Below are 16,153 nucleotides of genomic sequence, written 5' to 3' on the forward strand. Positions count from 1 at the left end.
GGCCCTGCGGGGTGGTGGGCCGGACCGGCGCGGGTCCGGCGGGCGCGAAACCCTGATTTTAAGCCGCCCCCGGCCCCGCCTCAGACCATGCCCACGGCCAGCGCGCCGCGCTGGAACAGCGCCGTCCCCTCGGCATCGAAGTGAAACGCCGCCAGGAAATCGGCCAGGCGGTAGCCCGGCGTGGTGTCGTGGATGGCCCGCAGCTGCTGCCGGGCTTCTTCCAGGCGCCCGGCCAGGGCCAGCGTGCAGGCGGCGATGCTGCGGATGTGCACATGGGCGTTGGGCCGGGCAGCGGCCTGGCTGGCCCAGTGGGCGGCCGGCGCGAACTCGCCCAGCCGCACCAGGGCGATGGCGCGTGCCCCCAGCATGCCGAACAGCAGCGGGTCATAGGGGCTGAGGGTGCGGGCCTGATCGGCCGCCGCCACTGCCGCCCGCGGGTCGCCGGCCTGGGCCAGCACAAAGGCCAACGAGTAGTGGCCCAGCGCAAAACTGGGGCTCAGTGCGATGGTTTGCGCCAGTGCGGCCGTGGCCTCGGCGGGGCGGCCCTGCAACCACAGCGCCCGGCCCATCGCCAGGTGGGCGGCGGGGTTGCGGTCGTCGCAGCGCAGCGACTGGCTGGCCGCCGCCAGCGCCAGCCGGGTCTCGGCCGGCCGGTCGGCCCAGTTCTGGAAGGCGCTCTGGAAATGGGTGAACGACCGGCCGGCATGGGCGCTGGCAAAGGTCGGGTCGCGCTGCACCGCGGTGTCGAAGAAGCGCTGGGCCAGCGCGTTGTCTTCCCGGCTGAAGCGGTAGGCATGCCACAGGCCCCGGTGGTGGGCCTCCCAGGCGTCGAGCGAGCTGGGGGCCTTGAGCACCGCCCGGTTGCGCTCGGCGGCCTCGATCTCGTGGGCGATGCTGGCGGCCAGCCGCAGGCTGATCTGGTCCAGCACCGCGAAGGCCTCGCGCGGCGCCACATCGAAGTGGTCGGCCCAGACGATGCGGTCGCTGGCCGCCTCGACCAGTTCGGTGCTGACCCGCAGCTGGCCGGTGCGGTGCATGGCGGTGCCGGTGACCAGGTAGTCGGCGTTCAGGGTTCGGGCCACCTCGGCCGGGGCCATGCCGCGCCGCTGCAGCGCGAACATGGTGCCGTGGGACAGCACGAACAGGCTGCGCAGCTGGGCCAGGCCGGTGATGATGTCGCTGGCCAGCGCGTCGGCCATGCCGCCTGGTGCCACCTGCGGGGCGGACAGGTCGGTGAAGGGCATCACCGCCACCCGGGGGCGCGACCGGGCGAGCGGCCCGGCCGGTGGCACGGGGGCGGTGTCGGTCCAGACGCTGTTGGCCGGCGCGGGCGTGGCCACCAGCGGCGCCACGAAACGGTAGCCGCGGCGCTGCACGGTGGCGATGCAGGCCTGGGTCTGGCCATCGTCACCCACCGCCTGGCGGGCGGCCTTGATGCAGCTGCTCAGCGCCGATTCGCTGACCACCTTGCCGGCCCACAGGCGGTCCAGCAACTCGTCCCGTGGCACCACCCGGTCGCGGTGTTCGGCCAGGTAGGTCAGCAGCCGGAAGACCTGGGGCTCCAGGGGCACCGGCTGGCCGCCACGCCGCAGCGTGAACAGCGCCAGGTCCAGCACGCAATCCCCGAAGCGCAACAGGTGGCGGTCGTCAGCCATCGGGCCATCATACGAAGCGGGCTGGCGGCCATCAATCCTCCACGAGATCCCCACCGCTTCTCCATCGGTTCCGCAGGACTTCGCCGCGGCGGCGGCCTATCGTGGGCGTCAGGCCGGTCGGTGTGAGCGGCCGGTGTTCTCCCCTGAAAGGATTTGCCATGACCTCCCTGTACCAGCGCCTCGGTGAGGCCGCCGGCATTGCCCGCCTTGTGGACGATGCCATGGCGGCCCACCTGAGCAACCCCCTGATCAAGACCCGCTTCGAGGCTATCAAAGACCTGGAACATGCCAAGCGCATGGCCCGCGAGTTCTTTGCTGCCGGCGCCGGGGCGTCCCAGCCCTACACCGGCAAGGACATGGCCAGCGCCCACAAAGGCATGAACATCAGCGAGCAGGAGTACCTGGCGGCGATGGACGACATCCTCGGCGCGATGGCCAAGAACCGGCTGGACGACGCCACCAAGAACGAGGTGGTGGCCATTCTCTACAGCCTCAAGGGCCACATCATCCGCGGCTGAAGAAGCCGGCGGTCGTGCGCTTGTTCACGGCGCGCTGGCGCACGACTCCGTATAATCATGGCCATTCGAGGAGCGTTGCAGCGTCGGCCCAGCCCGGCGCGAGGCTCGAATCGGTGGCCCCGGCCACCCCAGGCAACGACGCTCATCCACGGTCTGTGTGATGGGCTTTTTCACCCCTTGTGCGCAGCCCGTGGTTTTTTCGAAACCTGTTTTGGAGCTGACCCATGAACGCACGCATCGCCCCCAACCTGTTGACCGACGCCTACATCGCCGACATCGGCCTGGCCGACTGGGGCCGCAAGGAAATCAAGATCGCCGAGACCGAAATGCCCGGTCTGATGGCCATCCGCGAGGAATTCGCCGCCGCCCAACCGCTCAAGGGCGCGCGCATCACCGGCTCGCTGCACATGACCATCCAGACCGCCGTGCTGGTGGAAACGCTGCAGGCCCTGGGTGCCCAGGTCCGCTGGGCCTCGTGCAACATCTTTTCCACGCAAGACCACGCCGCCGCCGCACTGGTGGCCAATGGCACGCCGGTGTTCGCCTACAAGGGCGAAAACCTGGACGACTACTGGAAATTCACCCACAACATTTTTGAGTTCCCCGGCGCCAAGGGCACGCCCGAAGAAGGCCCGAACATGATTCTGGACGACGGTGGTGACGCCACGCTGCTTATGCACCTGGGCACCAAGGCCGAGCAAGACATCTCGGTGCTGGCCAAGCCCGGCAGCGAAGAAGAAATCTGTTTGTTCAACAGCATCAAGGCCAAGCTGGCCGAAGACGGCAGCTGGTACAGCCGCCGCCTGAAGAACATCATCGGCGTGACCGAAGAAACCACCACCGGTGTGCTGCGCCTCAACGAAATGAGCGTCAAGGGCACGCTGGCACTGCGCGCCATCAACGTCAACGACTCGGTGACCAAGAGCAAGTTCGACAACCTCTACGGTTGCCGCGAATCGCTGGTCGACGCGGTCAAGCGCGCCACCGACGTGATGATCGCCGGCAAGGTGGCCGTGGTGGCCGGCTACGGCGACGTGGGCAAGGGCTCGGCCCAGGCCCTGCGCGCGCTGTCGGCCCAGGTCTGGGTGACCGAGATCGACCCCATCAACGCGCTGCAGGCCGCGATGGAAGGCTACAAGGTCGTGACCATGGACTACGCCGCCGACAAATGCGACATCTTCGTGTCGGCCACCGGCAACAAAAACGTCATCACCTACGACCACATGGCCAAGATGAAAGACCAGGCCATCGTCTGCAACATCGGCCATTTCGACAACGAGATCGATGTCGCTTCGCTGGAAAAGTGCACCTGGGAAGAGATCAAGCCCCAGGTCGACCATGTGATCTTCCCCGACGGCAAGCGCATCATCCTGCTGGCCAAGGGCCGGCTGGTGAACCTGGGCTGCGGCACTGGCCACCCCAGCTTTGTGATGTCGTCCAGCTTCGCCAACCAGACCATTGCGCAGATCGAGCTGTTCACCAAGCAGGCCGACTACGAAGTGGGCAAGGTGTACGTGCTGCCCAAGCACCTGGACGAGAAGGTGGCGCGGCTGCACCTGAAGAAGGTGGGCGCGATGTTGAGCGAACTCACCGACGAGCAGGCGGCTTACATCGGTGTGAGCAAAGCCGGCCCCTACAAAGCCAACACCTACCGTTATTGAGCGGCGCTACTGCGCGGCCGCATGACCGCGTTGCGGGTCCGTCCGTGAATCCTCACGACCCTCAAGGTCGCTCCGGTTCACGGCGCCTCCCGCGCCTTGCCCTGCACCCGCTCGCTACGCGCCTTGAGGCCGTCGGAAGAAAACTGAATGCGCATTGACCAACTCCTCGTGGAGCGCGGCCTGGCCTCGTCCCGTTCGCAAGCCCAGCGGCTGATTGCCGCGGGGGTGCAGTGGCGCGCCGGTGCGGCGGGCGTGGCGCCCTGGAAAAAGGTGGCGAAGAACGGCGACGAGGTGCCGGCGGCGGCCGAGATCGAATTGCTGGACCTGGCCGAGGCCCGCTATGTGTCGCGCGGCGGGCTCAAGCTCGAAGGTGCGCTGCGCAGCCTGGGTCTGGATCCGGCGGGGCAGCGCTGCCTGGACGTGGGGCAGAGCACCGGTGGTTTCACCGACTGCCTGCTGCAGGCCGGCGCGGCCCAGGTCATCGGTGTCGATGTCGGCCATGGCCAGCTGCACGAACGGATGCGCCAGGACGCCCGGGTGGTCTGCGTCGAGGGCGTCAACGCCCGCGCGCTGAGCGCCGAGGCGCTGGTCGAGGCCTGCGAGGAGGCGCTGTCCGAACGGGTCGAGGACGTCGAAGACAACGCCACCCTGCCACAGGCGCCCTATGCCTGGATGCGCAACGGCGGCGTGGTGGACGACGATTACAACGACAGCGACGACGCCAAGGAGCACGAGGTCGAGGCCTTCAAGGCCCAGCGTGCCGAGCGGGCCCGTGCCCGCGCGGCCGGCCAGCTGCCCATGGTGCGGCGGCGCCGGCCCGGCCGCGAGGCCACCGATGTCAACCCGTCCTTCGACCTGGTCACCGGCGACCTGTCCTTCATCTCGTTGACGCTGGTGCTGCCCGCGCTGGCGCCGCTGCTGCGGCCCGGTGGCCATTTGCTGATGCTGGTCAAGCCGCAGTTCGAGCTGCAGCCCGGCCAGGTGGGCAAGGGCGGCATCGTGCGCGACCCCGCCCTCTACGCGGTGGTGGAGCAGCGGCTGCGCGAGGCCTGCGCCGCCCTCCAATTGCCTGTGCTCGCCTGGCTGCCTTCGCCGATTGACGGTGGCGACGGCAACCAAGAGTTCTTCATCCATTGCCAAACCGCCCCATGACCTCGTCTGCCCGCCTTCCGCTGAGCCTGGAATTTTTTCCGCCCAAAACTCCCGAAGGGGTGGACAAGCTGCGCCTGGTGCGCCAGCAGCTGTACGCGCTGAAGCCCGAGTTCTGCTCGGTCACCTATGGCGCCGGCGGCTCCACCCAGGAAGGCACCTTCAACACGGTGCGCGACATCCTCGCCGAAGGGGTGCCGGCGGCCTCGCATTTCTCCTGCATCGGCGCCACCAAACTGAGCGTGCGCGAGCAGCTGGGCCAGCTCAAGGCCATGGGCGTCAAGCGCCTGGTGGCGCTGCGCGGTGATTTGCCCAGCGGTTACGGCGCCGGGGGCGAGTTCCACCACGCCAGCGATTTGGTGGCCTTCATCCGCGCCGAGACCGGCAACGACTTCCACATCGAGGTTGCGGCCTACCCCGAGGTTCATCCGCAGGCCAAGTCGCCCGAGGCCGACCTGCTGGCCTACGCGACCAAGGTCAAGGCCGGCGCCAACGCCGCCATCACCCAGTATTTCTACAACACCGACGCCTTCTTCCGCTTCGTCGACGACGCCTACAAGCTGGGCGTGGACGTGCCGGTGGTGCCCGGCATCATGCCCATCACCAGCAGCACCCAGCTGATGCGCTTCTCCGACGCCTGCGGCGCCGAGATCCCGCGCTGGATCCGCAGCCGGCTGATGGCTTTTGGCGACGACACCGCCTCCATCAAGGCCTTCGGCCTGGACGTGGTGACCGATTTGTGCGACCAGCTGCGCAACGGCGGTGTGCCCGGCCTGCATTTCTACACCATGAACCAGAGCGTGGCCACGCTGGAAATCTGCCAGCGGCTGGGCCTCTGAGCCGCCCTGCCGGGCGCCGCCGCCGGCCTTTACACGGCTGGTTTAGCATGCGCCCATGCCCACCCCGCTGACCGCCCTGCAGCGTGCCGTTCTCTGTGGCGGCCTGGGGCTTTGGCTGGCCACGCCGGGTTTGTCCGCGCTGGCCCAAGAGCCCGGCCCGGCGGTGGCCCCCAGCCGCTGCGAGGTGGCGCGCTGGCTGCCCACCGACAGCCCGGGCGCGCTGTGGACCACCTGGCAACGCGGGCTGGCCTCCTGGTATGGCCGGGGCTTTCACAACCGGCGCACCGCCAGCGGCGAGCGGTTTGACGCCAACGGCTTCACCGCCGCCCACCGCACGCTGCCGTTTGGCACCAAGCTCACGGTGCGCAACCCTGGCAACAACCGCACGGTGGTGGTGCGTGTCACCGACCGCGGCCCCCACATCGGCAACCGCAGCCTGGACCTGAGCCGGGCCGCCGCCAGCGCGCTGGGCATTCTGAACCGCGGCACCGCGCCGGTCGAGTGGCTGATGGGCGCGCCCACCGAAGCCTTGTCGGCCTGCGCCGAAGAGCCCCGTTAGACCCCCCGCGTTCTTCCCCGCACCGGCCCGGAGTTCCGCATGCAAGCCGCCACCCTCGCTGCCCACCGCTTCGGCTTGTCCGAGCCCTCGTTGTTGCCCCTGCAGAGCGACCCGCGCGGCTGGGTGCTGGCCCAGCTGCGCCAGCCGGCCTTGCTCGACGGCAGCGGCCTGGTGGGTGGCACCGAGGCCTGGCTGATGACCCGCCAGGTGCTGGGCAACGCGGTGGCCCAGCCACCCGCTGGCAGCGCCCCGGCCACGCCAGCGTCCGATCCACAGGCCCAGCGTCAGGCACTGCGCCGCGCCAACGGCCTGGCCCTGCAGCGGCGCTGGCAACACATGGTGGCCACGCCCACGCCGGTGTACGAACGCTGGGTGGGCTTCTGGGCCAACCATTTCAGTGTGGCCGCCACCAAGGGCGTCACGCTGGGCGAAGTCTGGCCCTTCGAGCGCGAGGCCATCCGGCCGCACGCCACCGGCCGCTTTGTCGACCTGCTGCGGGCGGCCACCACCCACCCGGCGATGCTGCTGTACCTGGACAACGCCCAGTCCATCGGCCCGAACTCGCGGGCCGGCCGGCGCCGCGATCGTGGGCTCAACGAAAACCTGGCGCGCGAGCTGCTGGAGCTGCACACCGTGGGGGTGCACGGCGGCTATGTGCAGGCCGATGTCACCGAGCTGGCGCGGCTGCTCACCGGCTGGTCGCTGGACCGCGACAGCGGCGCTGCGCGCTTCAACCCGCTGCTGCACGAGCCCGGCAGCAAACGGGTGCTCAGCAAGCGCTACCCCGAGGGCCCCGAGGCGCTCGACCTGCTGCTGACCGACCTGGCCCGCCACCCGGCCACGCTGCGTTTTGTCTGCACCAAGCTGGCCCGCCACTTTGTCACCGACGAGCCGCCGGTCGCGCTGGTGGACGCGCTGGTCCAGCGCTTCCGCGCCAGCGACGGCGACCTGCTGGCGCTGGCCGAGGCGCTGTTCGGCCATGCGCAGACCTGGCAACCGTCGCCGCCGAAATTCAAGCGGCCTGAAGAGCTGGTGTTGTCGGCCCACCGGCTGCTGCAACAGCCGACCCCGGCCACCGAGCGGCTGGCCAACCTGCTGGCGCAAATGGGCCAGCCGCCGGGCCGCGCGCCCTCGCCCCAGGGCTGGCCCGACCGCACCGAAGACTGGCTGGCGCCCGACGCGCTGTGGAAACGCACCGAATGGGCGGCGGCCTTTGCCCGGCAACATGGCAAGGCCGATGCCCGCCAGCTCGCCAGCCTCGGCTTCGGTGCCGACCTGGGCGCCGAGACCCAGCGCCAGATCGAACGGGCCGACAGCGGGGCCCAGGCCTTGGCGCTGCTGCTGGCCAGCCCCGAATTCCAGCGGAGGTAAGCCATGCCGTCTTCTTCTCTGTCCCGCCGTCGCCTGCTGGCCCAACTCGCCCTGGGCGGTGCCGGTCTGGCGCTGAACGCCCGGCTGGCGCTGGCTGCACCCGACCCGGCGGCCGACGGGCGCCGCCTGGTGGTGGTGCTGTTGCGTGGTGCGCTCGATGGTCTGGCCGCGGTGCCGCCGGTGGGTGACCCGGTGTACCGCACGCTGCGACCCCAGGCCGAGGCCGAGCAGGCCCGCTGGGGCCAACCGCTGCCGCTGGACAGCACCTTCGCGCTGCACCCGGGCCTGGCCCAGCTGCACCGCTGGTACGGTGAGGGCCAGCTGCTGGTGGTGCATGCGGTGGCCAGCCCTTACCGCGAGCGCTCGCACTTTGACGCCCAGCAGCTGCTGGAAAGCGGCGGCAACCGCGCCTTCGAGCTGCAGACCGGCTGGCTGGGCCGGGCCATGGCGGCGGCCCACAGCCCCGGCGTGGCGCTGAGCCCGGCGCTGCCGCTGGCCTTGCGGGGTGCGGCCAGCGCCACCAGCTGGTCGCCGTCCAGCCAGCCCGAGGTCGATGCCGACCTGCTGGACCGCATCGCCCGGCTCTATGCCAACGATGCCCAGTTGGGCCCGGTGTTTAGCCAGGCCAGGCAGCAGCGCAGCAGCGTGATGGCCGACGCCCGCGGCACCGGCGATTTTGTGGCGCTGGCCAAGCAGGCCGGGCGTTTTCTGGCCGCGCCCGACGGCCCGCCGATTGCCTGGATAGACAGTGGCGGCTGGGACACCCACAGCCAGCAAGCGCAGCGGCTGGCGCGCCAGCTGGCCGACCTGGACCAGGGTCTGGCCGCGCTGCGCGAGGCCCTGGGCGCGGCGTGGGACCGCAGCATGGTGCTGGTGATGACCGAGTTCGGCCGCTCGGCGGCGATGAATGGCAGTGGCGGCACCGACCACGGCACGGCCGGCGTGGCCTTTCTGGCGGGTGGGCAGGTGGCCGGCGGCCGGGTGCTGGCCGACTGGCCGGGGCTGGCCTCAGGCCAGCTGTTCGAGGGCCGGGACCTGCGGCCCACGCTGGACCTGCGGGCCCTGATCCAGCCGGTGGTGCAGCGGCAACTGGGCCTGGCGACGGCCCAGATCGCGCGCGACATCCTGCCCGGTGCGCCGCCCGGCCTGACGGGTTTGTGGCGTGGGTGAACCGGACGGGGCGCGGCTCAGGCCGACCAGACCACGCCGTTGTCGTTCAGGATGGCGTCCAGCGGCACGTCGTGCGGCTCGGGTTCCATGTCGGGCAAAAAGCCGTGGGTGAAGCCCAGGCCCACGGTGACCGGTTTGGGCTGCAGCGTGGCCAGCGTGCGGTCGTAGAAGCCGCCGCCATAACCCAGCCGGTGGCCACCGGCGCCATAGCCCACACAGGGCACAAACAGCAGCGTGGGCACCACCAGCTCGGTGTCCTTGGGCTTGGGGATGCCGTAGGCGTCTTCTTCCATCGGGCAACCGGGGTACCAGGCGTGAAAGGTCAGGGTCTTGTGCAGCTTGTTGACCACCGGCAGGCCGATCTTGCGCGGCGAGCGGCCGGCCATGGTGCTGGTGGCCAGCTGCGCCACCTCGGCCGGCATGTCGCCGAGCGCCTCGCCCAGCGCGCCGTCCTCCTGCCAGCGGTACAGCGCGGGCAGCGGGTCGAACTCGCCCTTGATGGGCCAGTAGGCGCCAATCACCTCGTCGGGGCGTCCCACCAGCCAGATCCGCAGCACCTGTTGCAGCATGTCGGCGCGCAGCGCGCGGTCCGGCAAGGCCAGGCGTTCGTCGATCAATTGTTTGCGCAGAGCGGCTTTGTCCATAATCGCTCCATGATAGTGAAACTTTGTGTGGGCTTGTTGGTGGCGCTGACCTTGGTGGTGCCCGCAGGGGCCCAGACCCGGGGCGATGAGGTCTTGCTGGAAATGGGCCAGGCTTTCAAGGCCGGCGACCGCAAGAAACTCAGCCAGTTGTTGCCGCAGGCCCGCGGCCACCAGCTGGAACCCTGGGCCGCCTACTGGGAGCTGCGGGCCCGGCTCGACGAGGCCAGCCCGCAGGAGGTGCAGGACTTCTTCCGTCGCTACGCCGGCAGCTACCAGGAAGACCGGTTGCGCAACGACTGGCTGCTGCTGCTGGGCCAGCGCCGCGACTGGGAGGCCTTTGCCGCCGAGCACCCCAACTACCGCATGGGTGACGACCGCGAGCTGCGTTGCTACGCCTTGACCATCGACTTGCTGCGCAAAGGCCCGGCCGCCCCCGCGACGCTGGGCGACGAGGTGCGCAAGCTCTGGTATTTGCAGCGCGACGGTGACGATGGCTGCACGCTGGCCGCCGGCCGCCTGCTCGATGCCAAACGGCTCAGCGCGATGGACATCTGGAAAAAGGCCCGCTTGTCGGCCGACCAGGGCCGGCTGCGTTCGCTGCGCAGCGCGGTGGAGCTGGTGGCGCCCGAATACCTGCCACAGGTGACCGAGGTCCTCAACAACCCGGCCAAGTTCCTGGCCAGCCACGCCACCGCCAGCGGCCGGGTGCGCAAGGAGCTGGTGTTGCTGGCATTGATCCGCATGGCCAGCAACGACCCCGACACCGCCGCCACGCTGCTGGAAAACAAATGGAGCGTGCACCTGTTGCCCGAGGAGCGCCACTGGGCCTGGGGCGTGATTGGCAAGCAGGCGGCAATCCGGCTCAACGGCAATGCGCTGGAGCATTACGCCAAGGTCGGCAAGGACAGCGACCTCAGCGACGAGATGCTGGCCTGGAAGGCCCGCGCTGCGCTGCGTGCCGGCGCCCAGCCGCAATGGAAGCTGGTGCTGGCCGCCATCAACGAGATGGACGAGGAGAGCCGCCGCGACCCGACCTGGGTTTACTGGAAAGCCCGGGCCTTGCTGGCGCTGGCCCCCCCGGCCCCTGCGGTGGCCACGGCTGCGCCGGAACGCGCCGAGGCCGAAGGCCCCGGCATCCGCCCGGCAGCCCACCCCAGCGCGTCCCGCGAAGACAAGGCCGCCGCCCAGCGGGCCGAGGCCCAGACCCTGCTGGAGGGCATTGCCGGTGTGCGGGGCTTTTACGAGCAGCTGGCGCTGGAAGAGCTGGGCCGCAAGGTCAGCGTGCCGGCCAAGCCCGCGCCGCTCACCGCCGAAGAAAAAGCCCTGGTGCGCCAGCTGCCCGGTCTGCAGCGGGCCCTGGCGGCCATTGCCATCGGCCTGCGCAGCGAGGGCGTGCGCGAATGGAACTACCAGACCAACCTGGTCAATGCCCGCGGCCAGCCCGGTGGCATGGGTGAGCGCGAGCTGCTGGCCGCGGCCCAGCTGGCCTGCGAGCGCGCGGTCTGGGACCGCTGCATCAACACCAGCGAACGCACCCGCATGGAACTGGACTTCGAGCAGCGCTTTCCGCTGCCTTTCCGCGAGGCGGTGGTCAAACGCTGCCGCGAGATCGGCCTGGACCCGGCCTATGTCTATGGCCTGATCCGCCAGGAGTCGCGTTTCGTCACCGACGCCCGCTCCGGCGTCGGCGCCTCGGGCCTGATGCAGGTCATGCCGGCCACGGCGCGCTGGACCGCCAAGAAGATCGGCCTGGTGGGTTTCACGCCTGACCAGATCACCGACCGCGACACCAACATCGCCATCGGCACCGGCTACCTGAAGCTGGTACTGGACGACTTTGCCGGCTCCATGCCGATGGCCGCCGCCGCCTACAATGCCGGACCGGGACGCCCCCGCAGCTGGCGTGGCCAGACCGGTGCACCGGTGCTGGAAGCCGCGATCTGGGCGGAAAACGTGCCTTTTGCGGAAACCCGGGATTACGTGAAAAAGGTCTTGGCCAACACCACCAATTACGCTGCCGTCTTGACGGGCCAGCCGCAGTCGCTGAAAGCGCGGCTGGGCCAGGTGGGCCCCCGCGATGCGCAGGCCCCCGAAGTCAACCGCGAACTGCCCTGAGCCGTCCTCCCCCCCTTTGTCATGGCCCGTCCTCCCTCTACCCCTCCCTCGCCCTGGCGCCGCCGGCTGACCCGGCTCAGCGCCGAAACCAAGGTCGCCAGGCAATGGGCCGGTCCGGCGCTGATGCTGGCGGTGGTGGTGCTGTTCGCCAGCGAGCCGGCCTGGGTTGCCAGCCTGACCGGCATTGAGGCCTTTTTGCTGCTGCTGGTGGCCGCTTCGGCGGTGGTCGGTGGCTGGCGTTCGGGGCTGGCCAGTGCCGGGCTGCTGGTGTTGGCCATGGTCTCCGGCACCTGGACGGGCCGCCCGCCCTGGTCTGGCCTGCCGGTGGCGTCGCTGGCCCCGGCGGCCCTGATGATGGCCGGGCTGGTGGGCTGGCTGCGCTGGCGGCTGGACCAGGCCGAAAAGCAGCGCCGCCGTCAGGCCCTGACCGACACCATGACCGGCCTGGGCAACCAGCGGGCCTTCGAGAAATCGGCCGAGCGCGAGCTGATGCGGGCCGAGCGCACCGGCTCACCGCTGTCCATGGTGATCTTCGACATCGACAACTTCAAGACCATCAACGACACCCAGGGCCACACCATCGGTGACCGGGTGCTGCTGGCGATTGCCCATTGCTGTTCGGTGGTGCGGCGCCGCATCGACACGCTGGCCCGCTACGGCGGCGACGAGTTCGTGCTGCTGCTGCCCGAGACCGACCTGAAGGGGGCGCGCATCGTCGCCGAGCGGCTGCGCCAGCGCATTGCCGCGCTGAAAATCCCGGGCGAGGGCGGGGTGATGGTGTCGGTGACCTGCAGCTTTGGCGTGGCCAGCCGCGACGGCGCCGTCAACGACCCCAGGGCTTTGCTGCGGCGGGCCGACATGGCCTTGTACGAGGCCAAGCGCCGCGGTCGCAACGCGGTGGTGGTCGACGAGAGCGTGCTGCCCGAACCGCTGTCCTGAACCGCCTGGCGAGCCCGGGGCTTGCCCGTATCATCCGGCCATGGACACCAAATGGCTTGAGGACTTTGTCAGCCTGGCGGAGACCCGCAGCTTCAGCCGCTCGGCCCAGGTCAGGCATGTCACCCAGCCGGCGTTCTCGCGCCGCATCCAGGCCCTGGAAGCCTGGGCCGGCACCGACCTGGTGGATCGCTCTTCCTACCCCACGCGGCTGACCCCGGCCGGCGAAACCCTGTACGCGCAGTCGCTGGAAATGCTGCAGGCGCTGCAAAGCACCCGGGCCATGCTGCGCGGCCACACCTCGGCTGGCCAGGACGTGATCGAGTTCGCCGTGCCGCACACGCTGGCCTTCACCTTTTTCCCGGCCTGGCTGTCCGGCCTGCGCGAGCAGTTCGGCCCCATCAAGAGCCGGCTGATCGCGCTCAACGTGCACGACGCGGTGCTACGCCTGGTGGAGGGCAGCTGCGACCTGCTGATCGCCTACCACCACCCTTCGCAGCCCTTCCAGCTCGACACCGAACGCTACGAAATCGTCAGCCTGGCCCAGGAGGTGCTGGCGCCCTGCGTCAAGCCCGATGCCGACGGTGAGCCGCTGTTCCGCCTGCCCGGCACACCCGGCCAGCCGCTGCCCTACCTGGGCTATGCGCCCGGCGCCTACCTGGGCCGGGTGGTGGACCTGATCCTGAAGCAGTCGCGCACCGCCATCCACCTCGACCGGGTCTACGAGACCGACATGGCCGAGGGCCTGAAGGCCATGGCGCTGGAAGGTCATGGCATCGCCTTTCTGCCGCAGAGCGCGGTGAAAAAAGAGCTGCGCAGCAAGAAGCTGGTGCGCGCCGACGGCCCCGGCGCGGCCGCGCTGGAAATGACCATGGACGTTCGGCTGTGCCGCGAAAAGCCGGTGGGCAAACAGGCGCCCAAGGGCACGGCCCAGGCGCTGTGGGACTATTTGCTGGCCCACCCGCCGCGCTGAACCGTTTTTTGCGTCATGCCCAAAGCGCATGGGCAGGCGCCGCATTGGGCATTGGCCAGCGGACGCCACAAGGCCTACAGTGCAGGTCTCTCCACCACCGGTGATGGCCATGGCCGACAGCGTCCGCATCGAGCATGATTTTCTGGGCGAGCAGGCCATTCCTGCCGACGCCTATTGGGGTGTGCACACGGCCCGCGCGGTGGCCAACTTCCCCATCACCGGCACGCCGATTTCGGCCATGCCCGATTTGATTCGCGCGCTGGCCAGTGTGAAGAAAGCCGCCGCCCGGGCCAACCTGGCGCTGGGGGCGCTGGACGCCGAGCGGGCCGGCGCCATCCGCCAGGCCTGCGACGCGCTGCTGGCCGGCCGGCTGCACGAGGCCTTTGTGGTTGACGTGATCCAGGGCGGGGCTGGCACCTCGACCAACATGAACGCCAACGAGGTGATTGCCAACCTGGCGCTGGAAATCCTGGGCCATGACAAGGGCCGCTACGACCTGCTGCACCCCAACGACCATGTCAACGCCTCGCAGAGCACCAACGACGTCTATCCCACGGCGATGCGGCTGGCGCTGTGGACCGCGATCGACCGATTGCTGGGTTCGATGGCTTTTCTGCGCGCCGGCTTTGACGCCAAGGCGCTGGAGTTCAAGGACGTGCTGAAGATCGGCCGCACCCAGCTGCAGGACGCCGTGCCCATGACCCTGGGCCAGGAGTTCCTGACCTACGCGGTGATGCTGGAAGAGGACGAGGCCCGGCTGCGCGAGGCGCGGGCGCTGATCCAGGAAATCAACCTCGGCGCCACCGCCATCGGCACCGGCATCAACGCGCCGGCCGGCTATGCCGAGCTGGTCTGCCAGCTGCTGGCCGAGGACACCGGCATCCCGGTGGTCAAGGCCAGCAACCTGATCGAGGCGACCCAGGACACCGGGGCGCTGGTGCAGCTGTCGGGGGTGCTGAAGCGGGTGGCGACCAAGCTCAGCAAGATCTGCAACGACCTGCGGCTGCTGTCCAGTGGGCCGCAGGCTGGCTTTGGCGACATCAAGCTGCCGCCCCGCCAGGCCGGCTCCAGCATCATGCCCGGCAAGGTCAATCCGGTGATTCCGGAGGTGGTGAACCAGGTGGCCTTCGAGGTGATTGGCAATGACATGGCCATCACCATGGCCAGTGAGGCCGGGCAGCTGCAGCTCAACGCCTTCGAGCCGCTGATGGCCTGGAGTCTGTTCAAAAGCATCAGCCATCTGAGCCAGGCCTGTTTGACGCTGCAAACCCACTGTGTGGCCGGCATCGAGGCCAACCACGCGCTGCTGGCCAAACGGGTGCGCGAGTCGGTGACGCTGGTCACCGCGCTGAACCCGCTGATCGGTTACGAGAAGGCCGCGCTGATTGCCAAGACCGCCATGGCCACCGGCCAGCCCATCGCCGAGGTGGCCGAGTCGCTGGGCATCATGGGCCGGGCCGAGCTGGAGGCCTTGCTGGTGGCCGAGCACCTGACCCAGCCCGCCCGCTGACGTGGCACGAAGACTGCTTGAGCTGCCATGCCCTGCAAACACCCGGTGGCCAACCCGGGTGAACCCTGAAGCTGAACTCTCTAGAATGAATTTGACGGTTTCACCGACACCTTGAAGGAGTTTCCATGCACAAGCACATCCTCGCGTTGGCCCTCACGGTCTTCGCCACCGGCAGCGTTCTGGCGCAGACCCCCGACACCCTGGCCAAGGTCAAGGCTGCCGGCAGCATCACCATGGGGGTGCGCGAGTCCTCCGGTGTGTTGTCCTACACGCTGGGCGGCAGCAAGTACGTGGGCTACCACGTGGCCATCTGCGAAAAAGCCATCGAGGCCATCGAGAAGGCGGTGGGCAAGAAGCTGGAGGTCAAATACCAGCCGGTGACCTCGCAGAACCGCATCCCCTTGGTGCAAAACGGCACGGTGGACATCGAGTGTGGCTCCACCACCAACAACGCCACCCGGGCCAAGGACGTCAGCTTCGCCAACACCACCTTTGTCGAAGAGGTGCGCATCGCCGCCAAGGCCAGCTCGGGCATCAAGTCGGTGGCCGACCTGAAGGGCAAAACCGTGGCCACCACCACCGGCACCACCAGCGTGCAGACGCTGCGCAAGAACAAGCGCGCCAGCGGGGTGGAATTCAAGGAGGTGTTTGGCAAGGACCACGCCGACAGCTTTCTGCTGCTTGAGTCCGGCCGCGCCGATGTGTTCGTGATGGACGGCAGCCTGCTGGCCGGCCTGATCGCCCGCTCCAAAAACCCGGCCGAATACAAGATCGTCGGTGAGGTGCTGTCGGTCGAGCCCATCGCCATCATGGTGCGCAAGGACGACGCCGAGCTGCTGAAGCTGGTTAACAAAACCATTGCCGACATGGTCAAGTCGGGCGAGATCTACAAGCTCTACGACAAGTGGTTCCTCGAGCCCACCCCGCCCACCGGCGCCAAGGTGGGCCTGCCCATGAGCGAGACGCTGAAGACCGCCCTGAAAAAGCCCAACAGCGAACCGATGGAAAGCTACGCGGCCAAACAGTGAGGCCAGCCACCCGCTCCGACCCACG

The 16,153-nt window shown here is 69.0% G+C and carries 14 protein-coding genes and 1 riboswitch; of the genes, 12 read left to right on the forward strand and 2 right to left on the reverse strand.

The features are described 5' to 3' along the window. Positions 1 to 80 precede the first annotated feature (80 nt). Positions 81 to 1,655 (reverse strand): winged helix-turn-helix domain-containing tetratricopeptide repeat protein, encoded by a 1,575-nt coding sequence (locus tag AC4BAR_RS00685; RefSeq protein ID WP_490625895.1) that lies wholly within the window; start codon positions 1,653 to 1,655, stop codon positions 81 to 83. A gap of 158 nt (positions 1,656 to 1,813) precedes the next feature. Here AC4BAR_RS00685 and AC4BAR_RS00690 point away from each other — a divergent pair, with 158 nt between their 5' ends. The 7 genes from AC4BAR_RS00690 to AC4BAR_RS00720 all read left to right on the forward strand — a co-directional run bounded on the left by AC4BAR_RS00690 (position 1,814) and on the right by AC4BAR_RS00720 (position 8,922). Then, positions 1,814 to 2,173, forward strand: coding sequence for a group I truncated hemoglobin (locus AC4BAR_RS00690; protein ID WP_490625896.1), 360 nt, complete (start codon positions 1,814 to 1,816; stop codon positions 2,171 to 2,173). 61 nt (positions 2,174 to 2,234) lie between these two features. Beyond that, positions 2,235 to 2,324, forward strand: a riboswitch (S-adenosyl-L-homocysteine riboswitch). Positions 2,325 to 2,397: 73 nt separating this feature from the next. Continuing rightward, a complete protein-coding gene (gene ahcY, locus AC4BAR_RS00695) occupies positions 2,398 to 3,834 on the forward strand; it encodes an adenosylhomocysteinase (RefSeq protein WP_490625897.1) in 1,437 nt (478 codons plus the stop codon). Positions 3,835 to 3,981: 147 nt separating this feature from the next. After that, positions 3,982 to 4,986 (forward strand): TlyA family RNA methyltransferase, encoded by a 1,005-nt coding sequence (locus AC4BAR_RS00700; protein ID WP_490625898.1) that lies wholly within the window; start codon positions 3,982 to 3,984, stop codon positions 4,984 to 4,986. Beyond that, positions 4,983 to 5,822, forward strand: a complete 840-nt coding sequence (metF, locus tag AC4BAR_RS00705) for a methylenetetrahydrofolate reductase [NAD(P)H] (RefSeq protein WP_490625899.1) — start codon at positions 4,983 to 4,985, stop codon at positions 5,820 to 5,822. The genes AC4BAR_RS00700 and metF overlap by 4 nt, the downstream gene beginning before the upstream one ends. A 55-nt stretch (positions 5,823 to 5,877) precedes the next feature. Then, positions 5,878 to 6,381, forward strand: coding sequence for a septal ring lytic transglycosylase RlpA family protein (locus AC4BAR_RS00710; RefSeq protein ID WP_490625900.1), 504 nt, complete (start codon positions 5,878 to 5,880; stop codon positions 6,379 to 6,381). Positions 6,382 to 6,420: 39 nt separating this feature from the next. After that, positions 6,421 to 7,752: a DUF1800 domain-containing protein gene (locus AC4BAR_RS00715; RefSeq protein ID WP_490625901.1), complete on the forward strand. Its 1,332-nt coding sequence runs from the start codon at positions 6,421 to 6,423 to the stop codon at positions 7,750 to 7,752. Positions 7,753 to 7,755: 3 nt separating this feature from the next. Next, positions 7,756 to 8,922 (forward strand): DUF1501 domain-containing protein, encoded by a 1,167-nt coding sequence (locus tag AC4BAR_RS00720; RefSeq protein ID WP_490625902.1) that lies wholly within the window; start codon positions 7,756 to 7,758, stop codon positions 8,920 to 8,922. Between the two features lie 17 nt (positions 8,923 to 8,939). Here the strand turns inward: AC4BAR_RS00720 and AC4BAR_RS00725 are convergent, their stop codons facing one another. After that, the gene (locus tag AC4BAR_RS00725) at positions 8,940 to 9,566 is read right to left on the reverse strand and encodes a 5-formyltetrahydrofolate cyclo-ligase (protein ID WP_490625903.1); all 627 of its coding nucleotides are present in this window, start codon (positions 9,564 to 9,566) and stop codon (positions 8,940 to 8,942) included. Between the two features lie 9 nt (positions 9,567 to 9,575). On the opposite strand from AC4BAR_RS00725, the gene AC4BAR_RS00730 reads away from it, so the two are divergent. The 5 genes from AC4BAR_RS00730 (at position 9,576) to AC4BAR_RS00750 (ending at position 16,128) form a co-directional block, all read left to right on the forward strand. Further along, entirely contained in the window at positions 9,576 to 11,681 is a 2,106-nt protein-coding gene (locus AC4BAR_RS00730) for a lytic transglycosylase domain-containing protein (RefSeq protein WP_490625904.1), read from the forward strand. Between the two features lie 21 nt (positions 11,682 to 11,702). Beyond that, entirely contained in the window at positions 11,703 to 12,620 is a 918-nt protein-coding gene (locus AC4BAR_RS00735) for a GGDEF domain-containing protein (protein WP_490625905.1), read from the forward strand. Positions 12,621 to 12,660: 40 nt separating this feature from the next. After that, a complete protein-coding gene (locus AC4BAR_RS00740) occupies positions 12,661 to 13,590 on the forward strand; it encodes a LysR substrate-binding domain-containing protein (RefSeq protein ID WP_490625906.1) in 930 nt (309 codons plus the stop codon). A 109-nt stretch (positions 13,591 to 13,699) separates the two neighbouring features. Further along, positions 13,700 to 15,100: an aspartate ammonia-lyase gene (locus AC4BAR_RS00745; protein ID WP_490625907.1), complete on the forward strand. Its 1,401-nt coding sequence runs from the start codon at positions 13,700 to 13,702 to the stop codon at positions 15,098 to 15,100. A 125-nt stretch (positions 15,101 to 15,225) separates the two neighbouring features. Further along, entirely contained in the window at positions 15,226 to 16,128 is a 903-nt protein-coding gene (locus AC4BAR_RS00750) for an amino acid ABC transporter substrate-binding protein (protein WP_490625908.1), read from the forward strand. Positions 16,129 to 16,153: the final 25 nt, after the last annotated feature.

The sequence above is a fragment of the Rhodoferax sp. SPJ4 genome, assembly GCF_058216275.1.

What these genes read in the sequence shown, in the direction of transcription:
- AC4BAR_RS00685 (WP_490625895.1), bottom strand. Translation starts at nt 1,655, where the DNA reads ATGGCTGACGACCGCCACCTGTTGCGCTTCGGGGATTGCGTGCTGGAC.
- AC4BAR_RS00690 (WP_490625896.1), top strand. Translation starts at nt 1,814, where the DNA reads ATGACCTCCCTGTACCAGCGCCTCGGTGAGGCCGCCGGCATTGCCCGC.
- ahcY (WP_490625897.1), top strand. Translation starts at nt 2,398, where the DNA reads ATGAACGCACGCATCGCCCCCAACCTGTTGACCGACGCCTACATCGCC.
- AC4BAR_RS00700 (WP_490625898.1), top strand. Translation starts at nt 3,982, where the DNA reads ATGCGCATTGACCAACTCCTCGTGGAGCGCGGCCTGGCCTCGTCCCGT.
- metF (WP_490625899.1), top strand. Translation starts at nt 4,983, where the DNA reads ATGACCTCGTCTGCCCGCCTTCCGCTGAGCCTGGAATTTTTTCCGCCC.
- AC4BAR_RS00710 (WP_490625900.1), top strand. Translation starts at nt 5,878, where the DNA reads ATGCCCACCCCGCTGACCGCCCTGCAGCGTGCCGTTCTCTGTGGCGGC.
- AC4BAR_RS00715 (WP_490625901.1), top strand. Translation starts at nt 6,421, where the DNA reads ATGCAAGCCGCCACCCTCGCTGCCCACCGCTTCGGCTTGTCCGAGCCC.
- AC4BAR_RS00720 (WP_490625902.1), top strand. Translation starts at nt 7,756, where the DNA reads ATGCCGTCTTCTTCTCTGTCCCGCCGTCGCCTGCTGGCCCAACTCGCC.
- AC4BAR_RS00725 (WP_490625903.1), bottom strand. Translation starts at nt 9,566, where the DNA reads ATGGACAAAGCCGCTCTGCGCAAACAATTGATCGACGAACGCCTGGCC.
- AC4BAR_RS00730 (WP_490625904.1), top strand. Translation starts at nt 9,576, where the DNA reads ATGATAGTGAAACTTTGTGTGGGCTTGTTGGTGGCGCTGACCTTGGTG.
- AC4BAR_RS00735 (WP_490625905.1), top strand. Translation starts at nt 11,703, where the DNA reads ATGGCCCGTCCTCCCTCTACCCCTCCCTCGCCCTGGCGCCGCCGGCTG.
- AC4BAR_RS00740 (WP_490625906.1), top strand. Translation starts at nt 12,661, where the DNA reads ATGGACACCAAATGGCTTGAGGACTTTGTCAGCCTGGCGGAGACCCGC.
- AC4BAR_RS00745 (WP_490625907.1), top strand. Translation starts at nt 13,700, where the DNA reads ATGGCCGACAGCGTCCGCATCGAGCATGATTTTCTGGGCGAGCAGGCC.
- AC4BAR_RS00750 (WP_490625908.1), top strand. Translation starts at nt 15,226, where the DNA reads ATGCACAAGCACATCCTCGCGTTGGCCCTCACGGTCTTCGCCACCGGC.